This is a genomic window from Niabella drilacis, from assembly GCF_900101395.1.
GTDB classification, from domain to species: domain Bacteria; phylum Bacteroidota; class Bacteroidia; order Chitinophagales; family Chitinophagaceae; genus Niabella; species Niabella drilacis.
Window position 1 is genome coordinate 89,539 of the sequence record NZ_FMZO01000014.1, and the last position, 23,767, is coordinate 113,305.

General features: G+C 48.5%; 20 protein-coding genes. 6 read left to right on the forward strand and 14 right to left on the reverse strand.

The window, feature by feature from the left end:
• Positions 1–145: 145 nt before the first annotated feature.
• Entirely contained in the window at positions 146–1,594 is a 1,449-nt protein-coding gene (locus BLS44_RS20210; protein ID WP_218127793.1) for a GDSL-type esterase/lipase family protein, read from the reverse strand.
• 379 nt (positions 1,595–1,973) lie between these two features.
• Here BLS44_RS20210 and BLS44_RS20215 point away from each other — a divergent pair, with 379 nt between their 5' ends.
• The 5 genes from BLS44_RS20215 (at position 1,974) to BLS44_RS20235 (ending at position 5,675) form a co-directional block, all read left to right on the forward strand.
• Positions 1,974–2,672 (forward strand): hypothetical protein, encoded by a 699-nt coding sequence (locus BLS44_RS20215; protein ID WP_090392052.1) that lies wholly within the window; start codon positions 1,974–1,976, stop codon positions 2,670–2,672.
• A gap of 163 nt (positions 2,673–2,835) precedes the next feature.
• On the forward strand, positions 2,836–3,306 hold the full coding sequence (locus tag BLS44_RS20220) for a GNAT family N-acetyltransferase (protein ID WP_090392053.1): 471 nt from the start codon (positions 2,836–2,838) through the stop codon (positions 3,304–3,306).
• Positions 3,307–3,605: 299 nt separating this feature from the next.
• Positions 3,606–4,472: a leucine-rich repeat domain-containing protein gene (locus tag BLS44_RS20225; RefSeq protein ID WP_090392054.1), complete on the forward strand. Its 867-nt coding sequence runs from the start codon at positions 3,606–3,608 to the stop codon at positions 4,470–4,472.
• Between the two features lie 152 nt (positions 4,473–4,624).
• Positions 4,625–5,182 (forward strand): cupin domain-containing protein, encoded by a 558-nt coding sequence (locus BLS44_RS20230; RefSeq protein WP_090392055.1) that lies wholly within the window; start codon positions 4,625–4,627, stop codon positions 5,180–5,182.
• Entirely contained in the window at positions 5,175–5,675 is a 501-nt protein-coding gene (locus BLS44_RS20235; RefSeq protein WP_090392056.1) for a MepB family protein, read from the forward strand. The genes BLS44_RS20230 and BLS44_RS20235 overlap by 8 nt, the downstream gene beginning before the upstream one ends.
• A 110-nt stretch (positions 5,676–5,785) precedes the next feature.
• Here the strand turns inward: BLS44_RS20235 and BLS44_RS20240 are convergent, their stop codons facing one another.
• From BLS44_RS20240 to BLS44_RS20305, 13 genes are all read right to left on the reverse strand, one after another.
• A complete protein-coding gene (locus BLS44_RS20240; protein ID WP_143019865.1) occupies positions 5,786–6,781 on the reverse strand; it encodes a carboxypeptidase-like regulatory domain-containing protein in 996 nt (331 codons plus the stop codon).
• A gap of 57 nt (positions 6,782–6,838) precedes the next feature.
• Entirely contained in the window at positions 6,839–7,447 is a 609-nt protein-coding gene (locus BLS44_RS20245; protein WP_090392058.1) for a YceI family protein, read from the reverse strand.
• 17 nt (positions 7,448–7,464) lie between these two features.
• The gene (locus tag BLS44_RS20250) at positions 7,465–7,923 is read right to left on the reverse strand and encodes a cupin domain-containing protein (protein WP_090392059.1); all 459 of its coding nucleotides are present in this window, start codon (positions 7,921–7,923) and stop codon (positions 7,465–7,467) included.
• 479 nt (positions 7,924–8,402) lie between these two features.
• Positions 8,403–9,149, reverse strand: a complete 747-nt coding sequence (locus BLS44_RS20260) for a LytR/AlgR family response regulator transcription factor (protein ID WP_090392061.1) — start codon at positions 9,147–9,149, stop codon at positions 8,403–8,405.
• A 3-nt stretch (positions 9,150–9,152) separates the two neighbouring features.
• Complete coding sequence (locus tag BLS44_RS20265) at positions 9,153–10,223, reverse strand: sensor histidine kinase (protein ID WP_090392090.1); 1,071 nt, start codon at positions 10,221–10,223, stop codon at positions 9,153–9,155.
• Positions 10,224–10,400: 177 nt separating this feature from the next.
• Entirely contained in the window at positions 10,401–11,273 is an 873-nt protein-coding gene (locus BLS44_RS20270) for a methylated-DNA--[protein]-cysteine S-methyltransferase (protein WP_090392062.1), read from the reverse strand.
• 5 nt (positions 11,274–11,278) lie between these two features.
• The gene (locus BLS44_RS20275; RefSeq protein ID WP_090392063.1) at positions 11,279–11,950 is read right to left on the reverse strand and encodes a methylated-DNA--[protein]-cysteine S-methyltransferase; all 672 of its coding nucleotides are present in this window, start codon (positions 11,948–11,950) and stop codon (positions 11,279–11,281) included.
• 121 nt (positions 11,951–12,071) lie between these two features.
• Positions 12,072–14,438: a hypothetical protein gene (locus tag BLS44_RS20280; RefSeq protein WP_090392064.1), complete on the reverse strand. Its 2,367-nt coding sequence runs from the start codon at positions 14,436–14,438 to the stop codon at positions 12,072–12,074.
• Positions 14,425–15,633 (reverse strand): carboxypeptidase-like regulatory domain-containing protein, encoded by a 1,209-nt coding sequence (locus BLS44_RS20285; protein ID WP_176954495.1) that lies wholly within the window; start codon positions 15,631–15,633, stop codon positions 14,425–14,427. The genes BLS44_RS20280 and BLS44_RS20285 overlap by 14 nt, the downstream gene beginning before the upstream one ends.
• Positions 15,634–15,845: 212 nt before the next feature.
• On the reverse strand, positions 15,846–16,532 hold the full coding sequence (locus BLS44_RS20290; protein ID WP_090392066.1) for a DUF4998 domain-containing protein: 687 nt from the start codon (positions 16,530–16,532) through the stop codon (positions 15,846–15,848).
• A 10-nt stretch (positions 16,533–16,542) separates the two neighbouring features.
• Positions 16,543–17,718 (reverse strand): DUF5000 domain-containing lipoprotein, encoded by a 1,176-nt coding sequence (locus BLS44_RS20295; protein WP_143019866.1) that lies wholly within the window; start codon positions 17,716–17,718, stop codon positions 16,543–16,545.
• A gap of 17 nt (positions 17,719–17,735) precedes the next feature.
• Positions 17,736–19,559, reverse strand: a complete 1,824-nt coding sequence (locus BLS44_RS20300) for a RagB/SusD family nutrient uptake outer membrane protein (RefSeq protein ID WP_176954496.1) — start codon at positions 19,557–19,559, stop codon at positions 17,736–17,738.
• A gap of 81 nt (positions 19,560–19,640) precedes the next feature.
• On the reverse strand, positions 19,641–22,763 hold the full coding sequence (locus tag BLS44_RS20305; protein WP_090392069.1) for a SusC/RagA family TonB-linked outer membrane protein: 3,123 nt from the start codon (positions 22,761–22,763) through the stop codon (positions 19,641–19,643).
• Between the two features lie 393 nt (positions 22,764–23,156).
• Here BLS44_RS20305 and BLS44_RS26845 point away from each other — a divergent pair, with 393 nt between their 5' ends.
• A complete protein-coding gene (locus BLS44_RS26845; RefSeq protein ID WP_090392070.1) occupies positions 23,157–23,423 on the forward strand; it encodes a hypothetical protein in 267 nt (88 codons plus the stop codon).
• Positions 23,424–23,767: the final 344 nt, after the last annotated feature.

Sequence of the window (23,767 nt, forward strand, 5' to 3'; positions counted from 1 at the left end):
ATTTGTTATTGAATATCCGGCGTGAATTTAGCGCACTATTTTTTCCCCACTGTCCTGTTCTGTACTGCTCACGGGCCCGCTTCTAACCGTAACGGGCGCAACGAATACGCAAAGTCTGCGATGAGCATATCACGGGATCCCACTTTTATGGTCTGGGAAAATGTACGGCATCCAGGATAAAATCAACAATCGGTGTTGGATCCGTTAAGCTGTGCGGATGATGTCCAACGCCGGCTTTATGTATCACTTTAATCTTTCCTCCGGCTTTCTTAATCCTTTGTTCAAACGGTGTTGTATTTTCTGCAACAGGAACAACTTCATCGGCATCGCCAACCACGTGCAGCATCGGGAACCCCAGCCGGGCTATTTTCCCCGCATGATCCAGCGGACTGTTTACAAACTGATCTGCCTGCGCATCGGATAGTTTATAATCCTGTTTAAAAATTTCCCAGGAGGCTTTATCCCCCGGGCCGGCACCCTTTCCTCCCGGCCAGCTTTTTAAATCGAGCACCGGGGCATCGGCATATACCCCCGCTATTTTCCCCGGGTTGGACAGCGCCCAGTTATAAACGTATACCCCGCCCCTGCTCATGCCCTCCATCACTGCCCTTTTTGCCAATCCACCGGTTTGCAACAGTTTGTAAAACCGGTTCCAGGCAGCTATAGCTTCTGCGTTACCAAACAGCTCCGCTACATCACAGTACACAATATGGAACCCCCGCTCCAGCAAAAAGATATCCGTTTGCGGCTCATGCCCCCAAAACCGCGCCCGCCATACCCAGGGCCGGTTTCCGGCTGTCACTTTAGGCCGCACCACTTTGCAGGGGCGCCCTGCATACCTAAAAGAAACACATTCAAACCCGTAAAAAGAGCTCAGCGCCTGGCCGGTGGTGTCAAATGCAGTACCCAGCTGCCTTTTCAGATTCCTGAACAGGTCAAATTCCGGATCCGGTTGTGGCGTGCGGATGGCTTCATATACACGTTGCGCTATTATCCGGGCGCCTTCAACATTAGGGTGGATCCTATCAGGGAACAGCTGCCGCTTTTCAATAAAAAGCGGGCGCAGGTATATGAGTTCTGTGTGCGTATCCAATGCTGCCTGCCGGATCATGGGCGTGATCTGTTTTTCGATAACGGGGTCGTAAATGGCATTGCTGTCTTCAACAAACGAAGGAACCGGCAAAAGCAGCAGGATCCTTGGGTGTGAAGGCAGTTCTGCAAACGACCGGATCAGCGCTTTGTAGTCATTGACAAATTCTCCGTAAAAAGAGCGGTTCACCCGTTTGCTATCATTGGTGCCCAGTTTAATAATAACGATATCCGGTGCACTTTCCAGCGCCTGCCTGCAGGCTTGGGTTTTCCAGTAAGGATTATTACCGTTTTTCAAAAGCGTGGCACCGTTGCTTCCGAAATTCATAATATGGTAGGCGCTTCCCAGCATTGTCTGCAATTGTGCAGGATAGCTGTCGCGGGCCCGGTTCTCAATTCCAGCGCCAAATGTAATGCTGTTGCCAACACAGGCTACCCGCACCTGTTTCTGGGAAAATGCCGGTGTGGCCAGCATCAAAAAAACATAAAGAAAACATTTCATCATTATACGGTTTGTTGTTGATATGCCGGTTAACGGGCAATCGAAAATATATTTTTTTTTGCATCCCCTGCGCCATCCTTTTTCCCAAGGTGCTGCCGCAAGCGCCGGAAAATACTGCCGCACACAAAGATCACAGATAGCAAGGCAGTGAAAGGTTGTTTTATTGTTTGTTATTCAATGATTCGTATTCCGATATTTATCGGAATGATATCGAATGCCCTCAGAATGATCAGCATTAAAAACAGATACGTTGAACAGCAAGCCCCCAACTAAATCAATGCATGTCGTTGTATGTCGCCTTTAGTAGCACATTGGTCGACAATTATTGTACAAGAAGAGCCCGGCGGATAACTTTGCTTCCCGTTAAAACAAACCATCAATCATGAAAAAAACAAACAAACTGTTATTAAAAACATTACTATTCCTTGTATCAGCGCCCTTAATTATTGCTGCCTGTAAAAAAACCGGGACAGAAAAAGAGAACAATAGTACTTCAAACGTCTATAAAGGCTGGGGAAGCTCGGTAGCAGATCCGGAAGGCACTGCGCTTCACTTTCCTCAGGGAATTGAGCTTGTTCAGGCTAAAGTAGCACCCGAAGAATATGAAGAAGAAAGTGAATGTACACGCAGAGAATATGGTATGGAACGGGTATCGGGACTTGGCCTGGATGGTAAGGTTACCCTTTGTGTCAATTTTAGAAACACGACTTCAGCGCCGATCAATGTAACCTTACCTCCCGGGCTCATTTTTATTTCAACAGATATTAAGAAACAAAATGGCCTTTTATCAGAAAAAGTAACCTTTGAAGTTCCGGCAAAACAGGTATATTTTCACCAGCTGAATCTGCATTGTATAAATATAGCCAGGGAGCCTGCCCGAAAAAAAGATCTGCAGTTTAGATTAGGCCCCGTAACCAATGTTCAGCTTGCTTTGGATCTATTAAAGTTTTTAGAAACCAAAGACCTGCATAAAAACCCCGAGGAAACAGGCGCCGTCATTGGTACAGCGTTGGCCAATGTTCAGCAAGGCAGGTTTTCCAAGTATATACTGGGGGAACTGGATAAATTACCGAATAAATAATTTATAACGAATCCTGATCCCCCCTGCCGGGAAAATCAAAAAGGCCGTTGCTAATGCCAAATCGGGCGCCTTCACAACCACTGCAACAAATTGAATAACTATCTTTACCTGGCGGGATGCTACCGGTTTTTACGACCACTGAGGGCCCGCCTTAATACATACAATGAACAGCATTGAATTTAAAATAGTACAGCCGGACGATCAGCTGCTATTGCAACAGATCGCCGGCTGGTATTTTTCGGAATGGCAAATCCCTGTTGACACTACCGTAAAAGGACTGCAGTCCATTACTGCAGCCGCAGGACAGTTCCAGGTATTGATGATGCTTGATGGCCTGCCCATTGCTACCGGTGGTATCTATGATCATGTGGGGCTGGTGGACCGGGCGCCGCGCTTTAAAATTTATAAAAAATGGCTGGCCCAGGTATACACGATCCCCGCAGAAAGAGGCAAAGGATACGGCGCAGCCCTTTGCCGCTACATACATGAACAGGCAGGATCGCTGGGGCTCAAAAAAATCCACCTGTTTACGGACACTGCAGCATCCCTGTACCGCCGTTTGGGATGGATGGAAACGGAACAGTTCGACATCGCTAACCGGCATCTTATTATTATGGAAAAAAATTGCTCCTGATCGCTTCAACATACATATCGTTCCATGACCGCAGCGGGATCGCAGCAGATGTTGGCCCGTTCCAACAGTGACCACCATACCTGCGTTTGGTTAACTGTAAACCTAAACGGCTGCACAGATCTCGCTCAAAGCAGCCGGGCATAACGCTGGCCGGGGCTGTTTGCGATGCAATCATTTACCGGTAAACCGCTTCGGGCAAATGGCCGTAACCGGATGACCCGATCACTTCCGGCCCCAAAAGCATCACTTATTTAAGACCATGAGGCATCCCATTACTTAAAATACCATAAAGATCCGTTATGATCACTGATCACGCGCTGTACAGGCAGCTTAAAAACGCGTACACATCTGAAAACCTGACAAAAATCAGCGAACAGATCCTCCGGCTATATCATCATAAACAGTATGAGCCGTTACGCGCATTGGCATCGGCAATCGGTGTTCCTGAACACTATGAGGGCCGTCAGCTGCTGGCAAAGCTGATGATGTTGTATCATCCGGACCGGCTGGGCCACTATCAGCGATCGCTGGAAAGCGATAGTATGAACGATATCCGGCATATCCTGATCGCGCTAAGGATAATCTCCCTGTTTGAGGCAGATACAGCAACCGCCCGCCAGGACCGGGATCCGGACCTTCCGGAGGAGGAGCATGTATGGGAGGATCCGGAAGATGCCTGTGACCCGGACACGCCCGAAGACGATGCCGGCAGGGATCTGTATTATGGCGAAAATGATAACAGTTTTTACACCCTCTTTAAGAAAAGTATGTATGGGAGAACAAATATCATCCTGCCATCCTGCCTGCTGGAAGATATCGACGAGCTGGAGCTGGCAAACCGCGGCATAGACAACCTGGAGGGGCTTGCTTATTGCCGCCACCTGGTTACGCTGGACCTCTCCGGCAACACATTAACGAATTTAGAAGGAATGGAAGGACTTGGTTGTCTGGAAGAACTGTATGTTGCAGAGAACAGGATCGGGTATATAGATGCACTGAGCTACCTGGGCCGGTTGCGGATACTGGATCTGTCCGGTAACGAGGTCGATGATCTTTCTCCTTTGCTGGAGCTGGAGCATCTGGAACTGGTCAACCTTAGTGAAAATCCTGTTCCCCGGTACCAGATAGACCTGCTAAAGGCCCGGGGCTGCTTAGTGCTCTTTTAAGTGGCCGGCACGCCTCTTCCGTGCTCAAACAATAGATCCATCTCCGCAGGGATCCCGTATGCACCGGACGATGAAACAGGCTGTCTGTACACAGAACCGCCTCTCTATCGACAAACAAAAAAAGCCTCCTTTCTTTCTGCTAAAATTGCAGCATGAATCAAACAATTATCAATCCCGTTATCAAAGACCAGGTAACCTTTACGCAAACGGCTGCGGCAACCAATGGTCGCATTACCACCCTGCAGGTGACCTTAATGCCAGGCGGCGGCACGCCGATGCATTATCATAAAAACTTTTCCGAAACATTTGTTGTGGCAGAAGGCATATTAACCCTTACCCTAAAAGGCAGGACCCTCCATCTTACAGCAGGTCAGAAGCTTACCGTGGAAAAGGGACAGGCCCATCGCTTTTCAAACGAAGCAGCGGGTCCCGTTGTATTTACCACGGTTGTGCTCCCCGGATCTGAAGGCTTTGAAAATGCGTTGCGGATCCTGTACGGTCTCGCCGGCGATCAGCAAACCGATAAAAAGGGAGTTCCTAAAAGCCTCCTGGCACTGGCCGTTATTTCAAAAATAAGCGATATGCGGCCAGCCGGCGCCGGCGCACTGATGATCCCCTTTTTCGGACTCCTTAACTTTATTGCCGGGATATCCGGTTTTCACAGAACCCTTGTGAACCGGTATTGTAAAAAACAGGAAGCATATGATTGAGGCATTAAGCAGGATAGAATCCCTGATACTAAAAAGTAACGGACTGGTGATCTCAGCCATGGCTGAAGACCCTGAATATCCAGCCCGTTCCGGATGCAGCTTCCGGCTATCCGGCCGGAATATAAAATTCAGGGAAGCAAAAATAACCCCAAAAAAAACCGGGCAGTTCGTAACCTTATGGAAGCGGAACCAAAAGGGTCAAACGGAACCATTTAACGTAATGGATGATTTTGATTTTTATATGATCGCAACCAGGCAAGAACACCGGTTCGGCTTCTTTTTGTTTCCGAGGCATATTTTAGCTGAAACGCAGATCCTAACCACCGGCGATAAAGAAGGTAAACGCGGCTTCAGGGTATATGCAGATTGGGATATTGCCCCAAACAGGCAGGCCGAAAGAACAAAAACCTGGCAAACCCGTTATTTTACGGATCTGACGGTACTGAAGACTATAGACCACAAGGCTTTTAACTCCATAATAAACGGTTATTAAGACAACCACTGCCCTGCACAGCCTTTTCCTGGTTATAATAAAGCCGGCAGACAGCGCTCCTGCTGCCTGCCGGCTTTTTCAGGTGCAGCCGGCAACTGCTCCGGGTAAAGCTATTCCATCTTTAAACCGATCTCCAGCGCATCCCAGTTGCTTCTAAAGGACGACACCATTACGGGCGTATATTGATAATTGGGTGTAAATGTTACCGTGGAGGTACCGGTAGCGTTATCCGGTTTAAGACCCAGGCGCGGGTAAACATTCGCCTGCGTACCTGTTGCACTCATTTTTAACGGGTGCCCGTCGCTCATCCTGGCGTTGATTGTATATTTACCTACCGGTATATTATGAATGGCAAACCCTGTATGGGCGCCTATCTGCCTGGTAATTTTAAAAGACCTTGTTTCCCCGTAAAGCCCCGTGCCCACAGGTATCAGCTCCAGTTCAATGATACCGTTGGCCGGCAGGTATTCGGGGTTTTGATAATACGCATCCGGATCATTTGTATTAAAATTAAACGACAACGCCCCCCCGTAATAATTACTTTCATTATTGGGCTGCTGTGCCACCTCATCCGGGTTGGCAAGGCCATAGGAGAGTAATACAAAGTTTTTGACCACGCCGTTGCCGGAAGGAAAAGAGCTGGTGCCCCCAACGGGGTATAACGCAACAACCGCCGGCGTTTCGTTATAATTGATCGTAGTGGCCGTGCCAAAAAAATAGGCGGCACCGGCCGGAATAGCAAACTCATAATACCCGTTGTCATTGGTGCGCCCGCTTCCGCTGGAATAAAACCCGCCGGTCATGGATGAGGACACCCCAATATGTGCTCCTTTTAAGGGCCTGCCGCTTAAATCCGCAACATAGCCCCTGGCAATGCCCGCTTTTACTGACAGGGACGGGAAGACCGGCATTCGCGGCAGGGTGTTGCCCATAACATTCACATAGTATTCATTTTCCGAAATTGTAAAATTGGTGTGGCCGTCTACCGGGGGCAGGGCCGGTTGCTCGCCCCAGGTGCCATCCCCGGAGCTGTCATCGGGATCTGACTCTTTTGAGCATTTTGTAAATAAGGTACCTGCTATCAGCAGCAAATAAAAAAGTTTCATCTGTATTATGTTTTTTAGTGCGTTTATAAAAGACATTAAAGCCGGACAGGGATCCGCCTATAAACCGGAGGGTTTGAAATAGAGTTTCAGATCCATTTCCACATCGGGCAAAATGTAGAGGGTTTCTTTGGGGTCGTTAAAGCTGTTCATACCCCATTGCAGCCGGTTTAGTTTAAAGCTGCCCTCAGCGGCGATCTTATCCTTTTCTGCTTTTATCAAAACGGGTATTTCAACGCTGTGCGTTTGCCCGATCATCGTAAAATCACCGGTGATCATCGTATTGGCAGGAGAGGCCGCATTGCTGTAGGGCTCAATCCTTGTGATATGAAAACTGGCTTCCGGATGTACCAACACGTTAAAAAAACGCGGGCTTTTCAGGTCAGCCAATAATGCATCCCGTTCCGCTTCGTTGGTCAGATCAAAATTGCTGATGCTGACAATTGGGATCGTGAAGCTGCCACCTGTTATGTTCCCTTTCCCATCTGTTTTGAGATTACCGGCTACTTTAAATGCGCCCCTGTGAAAATGGGTGGGCGCGCTTCCCTTCCATACAATAGAAGAACGTGCTTCATCTGCTTTAAAATCGGTAGGGCGTATGGATTCTTTGTGTGAGCATGCGGTGAGCACAAATACCGCTATAAGCGCGGAATAAATTGTTATTTTCATTTTTGTTTTTTGCAGGGTTATAAAAAATTAACGTTATATACGTTGGTGATTACATCCAGCATTGCCTTCATTTGCGCCACCGGAGGAGCACCGGGCGCAGCAACGGCTGCCGGCATTTCCGGGAGCGGTTCACTGAATTCGATAAAATAATTCCATAGGTTCCCCGGGGTGATCAGGTTCATAAGAGTTGCCTGTTCTGTAAGTATTTTAAATGAATGGGGCACATTGCGGGGGGCAAACAGGGCATCGCCCCGTTTCAGGAGGCTTACGCGCTCCCCAACGGTTACGCTTATCTCCCCATCGAGCACATAAAATGCTTCATCCTCCCGGGTATGGATATGCGGTGGTGGCTCGGCTCCCTTTGGCAATGTAAGCTCAAGCAGTGCCAGTGCATCGCCGGTTTGCTCCGGCGCAATCAGTGTTTGAAAATAGCCTCCCTGGTACCCCCGGTACCGGGTTGTTGTTAATCGTTCCATTTTTTATTCTTTATTTGATTCTTAAATATGCAGTTCGCTGGTCTTTTTTACAGGAGACCCGGCCGGTGCTCTTCTATAAAAAAGGTTCATGCCCTGTTTTATTTTTTAAAATTGAATGCGTCTTTCCTGGTTGTTCCGCCGGCGCCGGGCAGAGTAGGGGCCCTCTATCCGCCTGCGCCTTCTGGCAGGAAAAATGCAAGATTGAGACGATTCCGGCATACACAAAAACAGTGTCGATATATATCCGGTTTTATCGTTATACGCTGGTTTTTATTGCCGAATGCCGGGCATATGAAAACGGGTACAGCCCGGAATATCCTTAGACGAACAGGAATGATGGGGGCGCCCCGGCACCGGTGGTAACCACCTGTGCAAGCGCTGCTTCATTAATTGAAACAGGAGCGGAAATATCAGCCCCTGCCAGCACCGTAAACCGGGCGGGGCTGCATCAAAGCGTATCGGGGCTGATCCCGTTCACCTTAGCGGGTATGATCTGCAGGACCCGCCTCCGGGTCAAATTTCCGGGCACAGGCCTGTTTGTAGTTACGGCCGATGGGGATCTTATTTCCGGCAACCATAAGATGGTTGGGATGATACCCTTCTATTTTACTGAGGGGAATAATAAAGGACCGGTGAACGCGCATAAACGCCCCCATCGGAAGCAGCTTTTCTGTTATGCTGATCTTCTGCTTGGTTTGAAATACCTTTTCCCTGGTAATTACTTTTATATAATCTTTGATACTTTCGATCCACAGGATCTGCCGGGTGTTCACCTTTATTAAACGCCGTTCCACACGCAGGTATAAAAACTGGTCGGCCGGGGGCGGGAGCTCCTCTTCGCCGGCTTGTGCGCTGTTTTTGTTTGCTCCATTTAAAAACTGCATCACTTTATCAATAGCCTGCAGGAAACGCTTCAGGGGGATCGGCTTAAGAAGATAGTCGATCGCATTGAGATCAAAACCCTCGATCGCATATTCCTGGTAAGCTGTTGTAAAAATGACCAGTGGGGGCCGCTTCAGGCTGCGGACCAGGTCCGTGCCCAAAAGACCGGGCATTTTAATATCCAGGAATACGAGGTCAATTTTATCCTGCCGAATGATCTGGAACGCCTCTATAGCATTGCTGCAGGTTCCGGCAATGACTATTTCAGGAATATGGGCTGCATATTTCTTTATAATTGCCATCGCATGCGGCTCATCATCCACTATAAGCGTACGGATCACCATCGTTTATCTTTTGTTTTTTGAAGACAGCTGCACATGGAGCTCCGCAATGAAACAATCTCCTTCATCAAAACACAGGAGCTTATGCTTTCCGGGGTATAACAATGCCAGTCTTTTCCGCAGATTGGATAACCCGATCGCCCCGGCCGGTTTTTGATTATGGGTAAAAGAACGCTCGGGTTTGCTATTGGACACTTTAAAGACCAGCTGTTCCCCGGAAATGCACAGTTCAATATTGATCCAGGGAGTATCCGTTGTTTCTGCGGCTCCGTACTTAAAGGCATTTTCCACAAGCGGGAGCATCAGCAGCGGGGCTATTTCCACAGTGCCGGCGCAATCACTCACCGATACATTAAGCTCCAGGCGATCTTCATAGCGCAGCCTTTCAAGCTCAATATAATCCTGCAGCACCTCAAGGTCCCGCTTTAGCAGCACCTGCTCCGCAGCACATTCGTAAAGCATATACCGCAATATATTGGAAAGCCCCAGGATCGTTCCCGGCGTTTGGGGAGCATTGTCCAGCGAAAGCGCATAAAGATTGTTCAACGCATTAAAAAGAAAATGGGGATGCAGCTGTCCTTTTAAAAAGTTCAGCTCTGCCTGGAGCACCACCTGTTTCCGCTCATGCCATAAAATAAACAGTTTTAGCGTTACGCAGATCCAGACCACCGTATTGCTGCGCTCAAGGGCATTTGCAAAATCGCCCGGGGCTTTCAACTGCTCCCATTCCGACAGGTTGAGTTTGTCCCAGGTAAAGCCGGCGTCTCTTGATTTATAAAACCGGAATATATAGGGGTCCGTGATCAATACTTCCACAACCCGGTACAAAACGGCAACCAGGATCATGGTAAGCAAGACCAGCAAAAAGGTTTTGACATATTGGGAACGGAAGTAAAAACGGGGGATGATCCAGCCGGATATGACATAAAAATAAAGCATGTGCACCGGCAGCAGCAGCAGGATAACCGTTATGCCCAAATGATAGCTTCCGTATGCAGTACTGTAAATAAACACCAGCAAACTGAACGCAAGCAGCCAGTAGAACCATTGCTTTAGTATTGGATATTTTATGATCAACCAGCCATTTTTCTGCAAGTTAAGTTTCCCCGCTTATATTCCCTCGCGGCCGTAGACAAAGGAACGGTTTTGTCGATGAATGCAAAGAGGGCTCCGCAGGGTGCTGACCCGGACAATACGATGCGGTAACCGTAGAAAAGCAGCGCCCTTCCGGCTTCCGTACTCCTGTAACCATTTTTAATGCGCTGGGCTCCGGGGCTGCTCCCGGGTATTTTTCAGGGATGCCTCCCAGCCGATAATGGCATTTTTTCGTATCGCGCCCCAGTGATACCCGCCAATTTCACCGGTAGACCGGATCACCCGGTGGCAGGGGATCAGCATCGCCACCGGGTTGTTTCCCACCGCCGTTCCTACTGCCCGGGAAGCCCCTGGATAGCCGGCATTGGCTGCCAGGTCGCCGTAGGTCGTAAAACCCCCGGACGGCACTTTTAATAATGTTTCCCATACTTTTATCTGGAAGCGGGTTCCTTTTAAATGAAGTTTTACTTCCTCCAGCCGGCTCCAGTCCTGCGAAAAAACGAATAATGCCTGTTGTTGGATCAGATCCACCACCTGCACATAGCGGGCATTCGGCAATCCCGCTTTCAGCACATCCAGCGCCTGCTGTTCTCCTTTATCAACAAATGCCATATGGCAAATACCCTTGGAAGTAGACGCTACCAGTATTTTGCCAAAGGGACTGTCTGCAAAAGAGTAGTTGATGTGTAATGATCCGCCGCCATTCTTATATTCCCCGGGGGTCATCCCTTCTACTTTTACCAGCAGATCGTGCAGCCGGCCCGTACCCGAAAGCCCGGTTTCAAACGCCACATCAAAAAGGCTGGCCCGGGTGCTCCTGAGCATGTCTTTGGCATATTCCGCCGTCAGGTATTGTAAGAATTGCTTGGGGGTAACACCGGCCCAGTTCCGGAACATCCGTTGAAAATGAAACGGGCTCAGGTGCACATGTGCTGCCACATCTTCCAGCGTTGGCTGTAATTTGTAATGCTCCTTAAAAAACTGTATGGCCGCTGCAATACGGTTATAATCGAGTTCCTGCTGTGTTTCCATTGTCTTTAATTTTTATTCAAAACTACACCTGACCGGGGCGCTGTAAAACCCGGATCCTGCGCTGTTTCAGCTTCCCAGGTCAATAATTTTTCCTTTAGTTCAGTGCCCCAGAAATATCTGTTAAAACTGCCATCCGTGCAGATCACCCGGTGGCAGGGCAACAGGAAGCCCACCGGGTTACAGCCTACGGCATGGCCCGCGGCCCTTGCTGCCCGGGTGCTTCCGCCCAAACGGGCATAGGTGGTCAGACCGCCAAAAGGGATCCGCAGTAACTGCTTCCAGATCTGCAGCTGAAAAGGGGTTCCCTTCAAATGCAGGCGAACGGGTATCAGGTGGTGGGTGGCATGCATTTGCCGGATCGCCGCTGTTTGAAAAAAAGAGCGGCCTTCTGAAACCGGGTTGAAAGGAAACCTTCTTTTCAGATCCCGGAGCGCAGCCGCCGGCTCATTTCCGGTAAACCCGAGGTAGCAAACACCCTTTGATGTTGCCGCTACCAGGATCTCCCCAAAAGGCGACCCGGCACATTCATACGTGATATGCGTTGCCGCATCACCGGGGCTCCATGGCTCCAGCTGTATATTACCCGGCACTATCATTTCAGTAGCGGCCAGGCGCTGACGCATGGTGTTCTTATTACGTACGTCTGAGAAGCTCTTTTTTCCTTGTAAACCTTTCATATCCCTGTTCTTTACCGCACAAAGGTACCACAGTAATAATGCCTGCAAAACCCGGATCTTGCGTTGATGGATGAGGGTCTATAACGTTTTTCACCCCTGGCCCATCAAATGCAGCATCACGCTATAATAATGTTTTGTAAAAGGACAGCAACCTGCCGCTTTCCGTAACGCCTGCTGCTTTAACCGCAAACTTTACCGTGTTGTCGGTATTATAAAAATGAATGGGAATAAAATGAACCCGGTTCGATGTTGCCGCCCGGGGATTCCAGTATAAGGTGATCCGCCTGTCTGCAGGGCCGGCTGTATCTTTTTGCCGGTACACCGGGTTATAAAATTCTGGCGCCTTTGCATAACCCTCCACATATTCAATATCATATTTGTTGCCCGCAGCCTTAAAATCACGGCCCTTTTTGGTATAGATCGCCACCGAGGGAATAGACCCTCTGCCTGCGATGAAGTCAATGCCTTCTACAATCTTAATCATAGCAACATCGGCAGGATCAACAGCATACAGTTGCAGCTGATTCTGCACCGGAGCTTCATCTAAATAAAGTGCCGCCTGATCAAACGTTCCATCCCTTTTCCTCGCTTTTATGTAGTACTGATTACTCTTGAGGTCAAACTCAACCCGTACCATCGGTTGCTGCATCCTTAAATAGTCAAAGAGGTTTCCTATTGCTTTAACAGGGATCAGCTCATATACCTCGCCATAAAGATCCCTGAAACGGCCGGTAGCATATTTCCGTACCAGCATTTGCATCCGGTCTTTTGTTCTGGCACTAACCGTTATATTTTCCATATACTCCTTGGTGTGTATCAGGCTGTCAAAGGGCGATCTGCCCATGTTTTTGGACAGGCTGTTGATGGCCCTTACACGCGGGTATTCTATTGCCAGGGTATCTTCCTCTGCTGCGTTCAAAACCACATCAATAAAATCACTTTTTTTTGTGGCTGCGCCAAACAACAGCCGGGTTGGCCCCAAAAAATCCAGCCCGCTTAACCGGAATGAACCGGCTGTATCGGTATTGAACACCGTTGTTTTTGAAGTGCTGTCTGCTTCAGATATGGCCAGCAGGCTAACCGCCTTATTGATGTAGCGCCGGGATGTGCCTTTATAAAAAACGGTGCCGGACAGGCCGGGCTCCCCTTTTTTTGAATGCATACCGCTGTTCTTCCGGTCTTCCCATTTTAAACCACTCCAGATACCGGTCAGCATCACCAGGTCCAGGAGTGCACTGCGGTCCTGATAAAGCTCATCCCAATAGCTACCGGCATCATAAATCCTGTTCTTCAGGTAGCAGGTCAGGAGGTTTGCAGAATAAATATTCTGCCGGTCCCTTTCGGGCTCCTCAAACCCTGCATCAGTAACACTGACGGCAAAAGCCCCGGCCGCTGCATCATCCAGGTTTAAAGACAGCAGGTTTTCCGCCCGGTATTGCCGGCTTAACAAAGCAACAGAGAGGTTTGCCGAAGCCATATATTCCCTGTTATCAATAAAACAAAGCCTTTCCGCCAATAGCTGGGTATCCCTGCTGAACAAGGCAAGTCTTGCAACACCCGAAGGAAGCCTGCTTATGTCGATGGAACCGCTACAGGAGGTTTCCCCAGTCTTAAACGTTGTACTATAAAGCATTTTGCCTGCTCCCTGCAACACCAGGATAGAAGGCTGTGCCCCGCTTCCTGCCAGTGCCTGGATGGCAAAGGACAGGCGCGTACTATCTCCTGCCACCTTTAAGGCAGCCCCTCCTTTTATCGAAGCAGGTAAAGGATACTTTTTGTTTGAATGATCCCCCTCAATTATAGCAAAATAAGATGCCCCCGGCTTTGGATCCAAACTAAAAAACCCCATTCCATTGTGGCTGCTTTTGAATTCGCAGATCTGTTCTCCTGATGCGCTCACTATTTTGCCTGCAATTTCAGAAGGCGCCCCCAATGCATCCGCATACTTAAAAGCCACTTTGTTCATTACGCCCTCCACAAGCCGGCTGCCTTCCGGATAAAACAGGAGGGCCCTCTCATAAACCGGCTCCTCCTCCGTTAAACGGCTCCCGACACTATAAATCTTTACCAGCTTTGTAAACAACGCCCGGTTTTCCTGTATAAGGTTGCGCGAATAAGCCCTGATCATATAGGCGCCCGTTGACAGACCCGGAGGTAAAACAATGGATGCAGGGAATGTTTTCCCGGAAGGCAAAAAAGTTTGCGCAACAATCTTTTTACCGGCTTTAAGGTCCAGCAGTTCAAGTGTCAGGGTTTGCGGCGTTACACTCCTGTTTTCTGCATTGGTAAAAAAGCCCTTTGCCCAGATGGTGTCACCGGCCAGGTAGGCACTGCGGTCTGTTTGTAAATACAATTTAGCAAAAGCATTTAAAGATCCCTCCGGAATACCTGCAGGTGCAACCTGGCATTTTCCAAAACAGCAAACAGCCCATCCCGTTATGAGCAATGCAAACTTCCTGATATAAGACCCGCAGTCATTCGTAATCATAAGGCAGAAGGTTTTGTATTGCCCCCGCGCTGCTCCAATACCCCTGTGTTATAAGAACCCGGGCAGGAGAGACACCGCCATTGGGAAAAATGAAAACACTATTATTATCTTTTAAAGAGAGCAGCGCATTTTGAAAATCGCTGTTAAGATCCAGCCCGGGAAGCGATAGCGGCTGCCGGAGTTTATTAATGCGTTTATGCTTATAGGTTACCATTAAATAGTGCTCAAAATACAACTCCTTCATCACCTCAAGATCCGTAATAAAAACATCTTCTGCCTTCAGCAGGCTGCTGTCACATTGGATGACCTTATCTTTTCCTTTTATGTAAACCCGGTAATAATATAAGGAGCTGTCCGGAGGCGATTCACCGATCCGGAGCATTTCTGCAGCAATATTTAACCTGACTTTTTTCTCTTTCATCAATTGCTTTACCCGGGCCCGTTCCGTGTTCTCTTTTACAGTGGCGTGCCGTACTTCAAAGCCATTTGCCTGAAGCGTATTGTTGTAAAGCGCCTTTAAAAAATGGGGGAGGGAGCCGAAGTAGACCTCTTTCCTTCGCTTTTTGAATTTATGACTCCCGTTACTGATATCTTCGAACCGGGCATACCCAACATTCACAAATGTTTTCTCCGCAAAATTGATAACGCAATCCTCCATATCAAAGTAAATTTTGTACCCCAGTGCGTTATTTACGATCTCTATGGTTTTTGCTGCCTGCGCTTTAAGCAGGTTTTCGCCGGCAGCTACTTTCAGGATAATGTCTTCAAAATTCAGGATGGAGCAATCCGCGGCATTTTCCCCGGAGCCGATAAAATAGTCGGTGAATTTCTTTCGCCAGGATCTGCTGTTGACAACTTTGTATGTTAAAGCGTGTACCGTTACCATATCAAGGTCATTATTCCGGGCCGCCATTTTGATCAGCAGGCGATGATCATTTCCCGGAATTTCATTGGTACGCAGGCTAACGGTTTGGTATCCTGTTGCTGAAATGATCAGCAGTTGCGGCTGCACCGGAACCTCAATGGTAAAAAAACCTTTGACGCTTGTAGTGGTTCCGGATTGGAGACCGTTAAAATATATGCTTGCTCCTTCTACCGGTTTACCGCTTATGCTGTCGATGACTTCCCCTGTAACAATGCCCTGGCACCCTGCCGGCCGGCACCAGCAAAAAATGAGGGCAAAAAGCAGTATCATTCTCAGGCAAAACGGGTTCATAATTTATGGCTCTTCGATGCAAGACTTTTTCCATACAGGCATGCTCCTGCTGCAGGATCACGATCCTGTCGCTGATCAGTGGCCCTACGGCTGACCTGCTCAAACGAAGACCCAATTTAACAAAATTATCTAATATGTAAAGAGCTATTGCAAGACAGCCCCGGGTTTGAATACGATCAACACGCGCTCTTCTATGGCTTTATAACCGGGTTAAGCTGGGTAAAGTTGGTATAAAAAGTATCAATACAACCGGCTTCCGGAAGAAAGGCGGTCCGGTAGGTAATTTCTCCTCCCACACCCTGGAATACGGAGTCGCTGACCGTATAGGGCACCCTAACCGATTTTGTTGCACCGGAAACATCCGTAAACCGGAACTCAGAGAACAACGCATAGCGCGGGGCAAGATAAAACTTCAGCGACAGGCTGTTTTTGGATTGACTCCATTCTTTCAAGCTGATGGCCTGCTGCTGCAAACTATTCTGGAACTGTTCGCCATAAGCACGGGCAGCAGTTTCACCGGCCATTGACCGGTATATTAATGCCGCATCCGAAGTAACGGTCTCAAAAACATACGAATCTTCAGAGAGGCCGGTCAGATCGTGATACAGGGTATCGCCCAGCCGGTTCTCCGGCATATCCAGCACAACGGAGTCTGCCCGGGTATTCCAATACAGGATCACCTTTTTTACCTTGGGGTCTTTATTTACATATTGAAGCCGTACCCGGTTTTTCCCCGGCATTGAGGAAAGAGCACTTAATTTATTCAAATAAATGATCTCCCCATTCTCCAGGTACTTTTTATGAAGATCATTCATCTTTGAGCAGGACCACAACAACAGCAGCAACCCCGCATACACTAAAAACGGATATTTGGTCATATCACTTATTTTACTGATTAATTTTAGTATCTCCCCACAATGTCATTTCCATTACCTGTATCACAGAGGCATTGGCCCAGGTTTGCAGGCATACAAAACGCAGGTATCTTACAGGGGGCGCCGTTAAGGGCACATTCCATTCCTCTCCTTTTACGTTCGCGTATTGGATATCCTCTGTGGTTACGCCTCCCAGGGGAAGCCCGGAGGGTTTTACGGACTCAAATTCGCCCAGCAATGTCCAGGTATTAAAATTATCGCTGACATTTGATGTAGCAGACCCCCATACCTGGAATTTTTTCGGATGTCCCAGGTTATAGATCAGGTTGTTCTCCGGTCGCTGGTTGATCTTGAAGCGGCTCAGTTTTGCCAGCTGCCCCATATCAAAGGTAAATTCGAGGTTATAGTTTGCAAATCCGCTGGTAATACTGTTGTTCCACAAATTCTCAATATACCAGTTCGAAGTGGTATACGCATTGTAAGGAATCCCCGGGGGGTTCCACCTGCGGAATTTCAACTTGTCTAGCTGGGTTTCGTAAAGCGGGGTATAATCATCATACAGGGTATCAGTTTTATTTCCCCACCGGTCGCGGATGGTTACACCAAAGGTTCTTGAAGGATCCTGGTAGCCCCTTACATTGCCCCCGGATGCTTTGGCCTTGCTGTAAAACGACTGTACTTCCCGCATCTCCGTTACTCCGTTCATCTGCGTGGGCGTAACCACGGTCACCACAAGATCCGCTTCACTTTGGTTGGCCCAATCCAGCCGGATCCCTCCAAAATCGTTTTGTACGGCCATGGTATTTAAAACCGAATAAATGGGTGCATCTGCCGGTTTAACGGTCACCAAGACAGGCGCCGATTCATTGTTGCTCCGGTCCACCGTCCGGAGCTCTACCGTATGTTCGGCTGATCTGCCAAACCCTTCCACCACCAGCTCCTGGCTATAGATCGAAGCCCGCTGTTCTGCCGGCCGGCCATTCCGTGTATAGGTCGCTTTTACATACAGCAGATCCGGGTCAGAAGGGATGTCGTAGGTGATCACAGCCCTTCCCTCCAGGTTGCTGACCCTGGGCGCCATTACCGGTCCGGGCGCGGTACCATCGGTTGGGAACTGGCCGGTAAATGCTTCTTTTTTACAAGAAGTGATGAAGACGATCAATGAAACAAACAAAATTACTTTATTCATTTTATAAGAATTATTTTTTACCACCCGGGGTTTTGAACAAGGTTTCCGTTTTTGAGCAGCTCATCCTGCATAATGGGCCATAACACTTCCTTTAAGGTATATTGCTTCCGGATATACGTAAGCGGTTGATAAAACTCCTGGGCTTTTGTACCTTCTGTATTCCATCCCTGGATGGGTTGGTTAAAGTACTCGAGCGCCACCTTCCACCTGCGCAGATCCCAGAACCGCTGTGCTTCAAAAGCCAGCTCAATGCTCCGTTCGCGATGAATGATCTCCCGCATCCCGGCTTTTGTTGTATACTTATCGGGATAAATGGAAAAGGCCGGCCAGGAACTTTCCACATTTTTCAAACCGGCCCTGTTCCTTACATAATTCAGATACTGCAATACTTCTGCCGTGGGGGCGGGGAGCGATTCATTCAGCGCTTCGGCATAAAGCAGGTACAGATTGGCCAGCCGGTAAATAGGAAAATCAAATCTTTTGGGCACAAAAGTTTGCGCACTGTATGTAGACTGGTAATTCGATAATTTTTTAACATAGTAGGTGGTTACAGAATAGCGTTCTGTTCCAACGCGCCCCCCGGTAACGGAGCCCAGCATAAAGTTCAGCGGCCATTGCTGCTGATCGTTAAAACGCCCCAATCCATACCACCATCCGCCGTCTACCCCCAAACTTCCGTAAAACCGGTACTCCCTGTCTAAGTGCATCTTTGCCGTGGTATACCCCGTTTGCATAAAGAATTTATGATTTGCCGGAACGGTCTGCAATTCATACCTGCCGGTATAGTCATAGGTTTTGTCTTCTTCCATCGGGACCCCGTTACGGGTGTAGAACATCTCGGCCATTTTTAAAGTGGGCACCAGCATCTGGTACACCACCCGCTCATGATCCGTGGCAAGCCGCGGCATGGTATAAATTTCGAGGTCGGAGCTAATGAAGGAGGACAGGCTCCAGATGCGTTCCACGTTGTACTTATCTGCTATGATCTGGCCGGGCTGGATCACCAGTTTTGTGGAGTCCGATATATTCAGCGCGGGGTTGTTAAAACGGTACAATGCAACCCCAGCTTCCATACAGGTATCGATCGCATTTTTACAGGCCACCGCAGCCCGTTCCCATTTTTTGGGATCATAAACATTATTGACCAGTAAAATACCCCGGTTATCCTTAAACCCTGCATAGTCCTGGTTGCCGTTGAACAACGGGCTGGCCGCCGTTACCAAAACATCAGCCTTTATGGTTGCTGCCGCCGCTTTGGTGATCCTCCCCGCTTCAGAAACTTCGTTTTCTATTTTATACGGCAGATCGGGCATTGCCTCATCCAGGAGCTGTACGATATAATCCACTACCTTATCCACCGGCTCCCGGTATATAAACGTTTCTTTTGAAGGAACCTCTATGGACATGTTGTCTTTTATAATGGGGATAGGGCCGTATAACCGCAGCAGGTAAAAATGGTACCAGGCTTTTAATGCCTTTACTTCCGCCACCCACCGGGCGCGCTCAAAATCGTCCAGTCCCCCGGCCCTGGAGGCATTCTCGATAAAAGTATTGCAATCTCTTATCGCCTGCCAGAGCGGTGTACCGCCTTTACTCCCTGCCCAGTAATCAAAGTAAGGGGAGGTTTTGTTATTGCCATAACGTGCCAGGTCAAAAGCATACTGCGCCCTGTTATTGAGGTCAACGTGAAACCAGTAGTCATCCCCTGCTATAAAGCCAGGCTCGGCCAGCGTTCCCAAACGGGGCAACCGGGAATAGCAGGTAGCCAGGTATTTTTCGGTGCTGGTCCTGTCCTTGAACGCATAATCTAAGGTTGCAATATTATCTGGTATTACATCCATATATTTTTTACAGGATGCAAACAGGCCTGTAAATAACATTAAAAGAGCTGGATAAATTATCTTTTGCATACTAAAGTTATTCTATAAAGTACATTGAATTCCGAAATTAACTACTCGTTGAAGCGGATAACCCAAACCATTGCCTCCCATTTCCGGATCCCACAGTTTAAACCTGGAAAAATTGAACAGGTTGGTTCCATTGGTATAGATCCGCAGCTTTGTAAGTTTAAGCCGGTGTATAAGACGCTCCGGCATGGTATAACCCAGCTCTACCTGCTTCACCCGTAAGAAGGACCCGTTCTGCATGAACCAGGTACTTGTACTAACATTATTATTATTCACTGCCGGGGCCAGTCTTGGCCAAAGTGCATAGATGTTCCGGTTGTCCTCTGACCAGTGATCATCGGCATAGGCTTTTAAAAGCTGGTTGGAGTAGCCGGTTCCGCCAACGAACGGCGTGGTTTCAGCGGCATTGATCCAAAAGGACCTGCGCCCAAGCCCCTGCAAGAAAACCGAGAAGTCGACATTCTTATAGGTGGTGGAAATCCCGAAGCCATAAATGATCTCCGGAACTGTCGGGTACCCGATCGGAACCTGGTCCAGCTGATCAATAACCCCATCATTATTGATATCCCTGAATTTAATATCCCCCCCCATTGCATCGGCTCCCTGTGCAGGTGAGTTCTCTACCTCGGCATCATCTACAAACAGCCGCTCTGCCACATAGCCCCAGGTTTGGTTAATGGGGTACCCAATGCGGGACTTCCAGGGTGTAGCGCTGTAATCCGGCTCATCGTATACCCTGATCTTATTGGTAGCATAGGTAAAATTCCCTCTTCCGGATATGAACCAGTTATTGGAGAGGCTCCTGGATACTTCCAGCGCCACATCAATCCCTTTGCTGCTGGCTTCGCCCAGGTTGGCTTTGGGATAATAGGCCAGGCCCATGGTATAGGGTATAAAGGACCGCTGCAGCAGGATATTATACCGGTACTCCCGGTAAAGGTCTATGGTAAGATTGGCCGCATTCAGCAACCCGACCTCAAAACTCAGGTTCGACTTCCTTGAGGTTTCCCAGGTGATATTGGGGTTGGCATAACGTTTTTCCAGAACGCCAACAATTGTATTTGAAAATTCGGAACCGAACATATAGGACCGGCTGGAGGCATTCATATCTACTTCTGAAAGGAAGAAGAACCGCTCTTCATCCGTTCCGATAGCATCGTTCCCCACCAGCCCGTAGCTGGCCCTGATCTTTAAGTTATTAATGATCTTCCGGAGGCCATCGCTCCAGAATTTTTCCTTGGACACATACCAGGCGCCCCCGATAGACGGAAAGAATCCAAAACGGTGCGATTGTGAAAAGCGTTCGGAACCGTTATACCCGAAATTGGCTTCCAGGAAATAACGCTGCATTAAACCATAGGTAAACCGGCCCGCCAGCCCCATGTTCCGGTGCGGAAGCGAGTTCTGCAATGAGCCGGCATTGGCTGCCAGTTTGTTCAGCATGGTATATACCAATGTACTGCTAAACGTATGGTCTCCTTTTAACGTGGGGCTGTAATTTAAAATACCCTGGAAATAATTTTCAGAAGATACATCCTTCCCGGTTTCTGCATAATCCAGGTATTCGCGGCCCGTAGTAGGGTTCAGCTCCTGCAGCAGGTACACACCGGTTGTTTTATCATAATCGGCCAGGGCATAATAATAAGGGTTGTACGCCCGCTGCACGCTGTAATAATTATAGCGGGTGGTATTATACATAGCGCTCAGCTTCAGACCGGGAGTTATAAAATTCAGGTCCTGTTTTAATTCAAACTGGGCCAGCACCATGGCATTGGTATAGTTCCTGTATCCCTTTACCAGGTCTGCATAAGGATTGCTGTAATTACCGGAACCGGAATTTCCGAAAAGGATGTGTTCCGTTAGTTCATTGGCCGCATCCGGCGGATAGTATGCGGGGTACAGAACAGGATTGGTTTTCATGATCCGGCTGTAAATATCGGAGCCGGTATAAATGGGGCCGGTATAATCGGTCCAGGTTGAGTTAAGACGTACCAGTGCCTCCGTGGTCCTGGTCAGATCCATATTTACATTTGCCCTTAACCCAAAAGTTTTCAGATCAATATTATTATTAAAGTTATTTCTTTTATCAACCTTTAACAGCCCGTTGTCCTGGTTATAGGTAGCCGCTACATAATAGCGCGCCACTTTTCCGCCGCCGCTCACATTCAGGTTCAGGCGCTGGTTCTGCGTATTATTTTTCAGCAGCATCGAGTACCAGTCGGTTGTCGGGTACAAAAGCGGGAACTTACCGGCCATCGTATTTTCAATTTTTTCCTGCGAATAGGGAACAAGCCCCAGGCGGTCCCTTGTCATCACCGCTTCATTGGCCAGTTCCATATAGGTAACCGGGTCGGCAATTTCGATCTTGCGGGTGGGGCTCGATATCGACCGTTCATAACGTGCAGCAACGATCGCCCTGCTTTCTTTACCTTCTTTGGTTGTAATTAAAATAACCCCGTTAGCGCCCCTGGCGCCATACAATGAAGTAGCGGTAGCATCCTTCATCACCGAAAAGCTTGCGATATCATCTACCTGCAATCTTGCCAGTTCGGTAGCTGACATTTCAATACCATCTACCAGGATCAGCGGCCGGTTCTGGTTGCCAAAGCTGGTAACACCGCGAATAAAAAAATTAGCATTATCCAGCCCCGGCTCGCCGCTCTGCTGAAAGGCGATCATACCCGCTACGCGCCCCGCAAGGGCGGTTGTAAGGTTACTGGATGGTGTTTTTAATTCCGCTGGTTTAACAGTGGTGATCGCACCCACCACGCTCTCCTTTTTTTGCGAACCAAAGGCCACAACGGTCACTTCAGACAGGGCATCTTTTTTGGGCATCAGGACCACGTTAATCATACGCTGGCCGCGTACAGACACCACCTGGTCCTCCATGCCGGCAAAGGAGTAGCGCAATGATTCACCTGTGGAGACTTCTACTTTATAGGCCCCTTTTTCATCGGTAAGGGCACCCCTGGAACTTCCGTTAATTGTTACAGAAGCCCCGGGCAACGGCTGCCCCAGCGTATCGGTAACGCTCCCCGTTACGGGTCCTGACTGCGCTACCGACCTTGCGGACACCAGCAACGTTACCAGGAGAAGTAATAAAAAGGCACACCGGGTCTGTTTAAATCGATTCTGCATTTTTACTGGTAGTTAATTTTAGATCCTATGGATTAATCGTTAATATGACAAAGCCGTACAAAGATGCAGGGTACCTTTGACTTTCTTTAATACATCTTTTCCTTTATCTGATACAATTTTCCAAATAGCACATGTACGGCAAATGATACCGTGTAAACAGCTCCCCTGCAGTAGTCTTTTCTTTATTTTATACACCCTGCGGCCCCGGGTTAACCTGGCAGGGCGCCCCTGCACACCCGTTGAAACCCGAAGGGCTATACCATAGTTCTGGCTGAAAAAAAGTACCGCTTATCTGCCATAAAATACAGGTACACAACCGCAGCATCCTTTAGTTTTAAAGGATCTTCTATCTTAAACAACCTATTTTAAAAGCTGCTTCAGCAGTCAAAAACGATGATGCAACTGGTTTCAAAAATAATCGGCCTGAGCATAGCCCTGGCCTTTGGCGGTGCATGCACGGCAGCACAGGCACAAAACAAAAACGCTGTTAAAGAAAGTAACGCTGCGGGCTCACTTCAGAAAGTAAGGGATCTTGTTATTTACAGGGACAGCCTGTTCCACAATGCCTTTCCGTCGATCATAAAGAAGAAAGACGGCACATACCTGCTGGCTTTCAGAAGAGCGCCGTATTTTCGGGGAGAAGAGCACCACGCATGTTGATCCCAACAGCTACCTGGTGCAACTGACCTCAAAAGACGGCATGAACTGGCCTGCTCAACCGGCCCTGCTCTCTGCACATCCGTTTGGCGGCTCACAGGACCCCTGTCTTTTACAATTAAGAAACGGCACTATCTTATGCGCCAGTTATGGATGGGCCTTCCCCAATGCCGATGCACTGGCCAAAATAAAGACTCCGTATTTTAAAACCGGCGATGCTGTTTTCCCGGGTGGCTATTTATTGCGTTCCACAGACAATGGCAAGACCAGGAGCGCACCCGTTTACCCTCCATCCGTTCCGGACGAGATCCATTACAGTTTATATGGCAATAAAGTACCGGCCTACA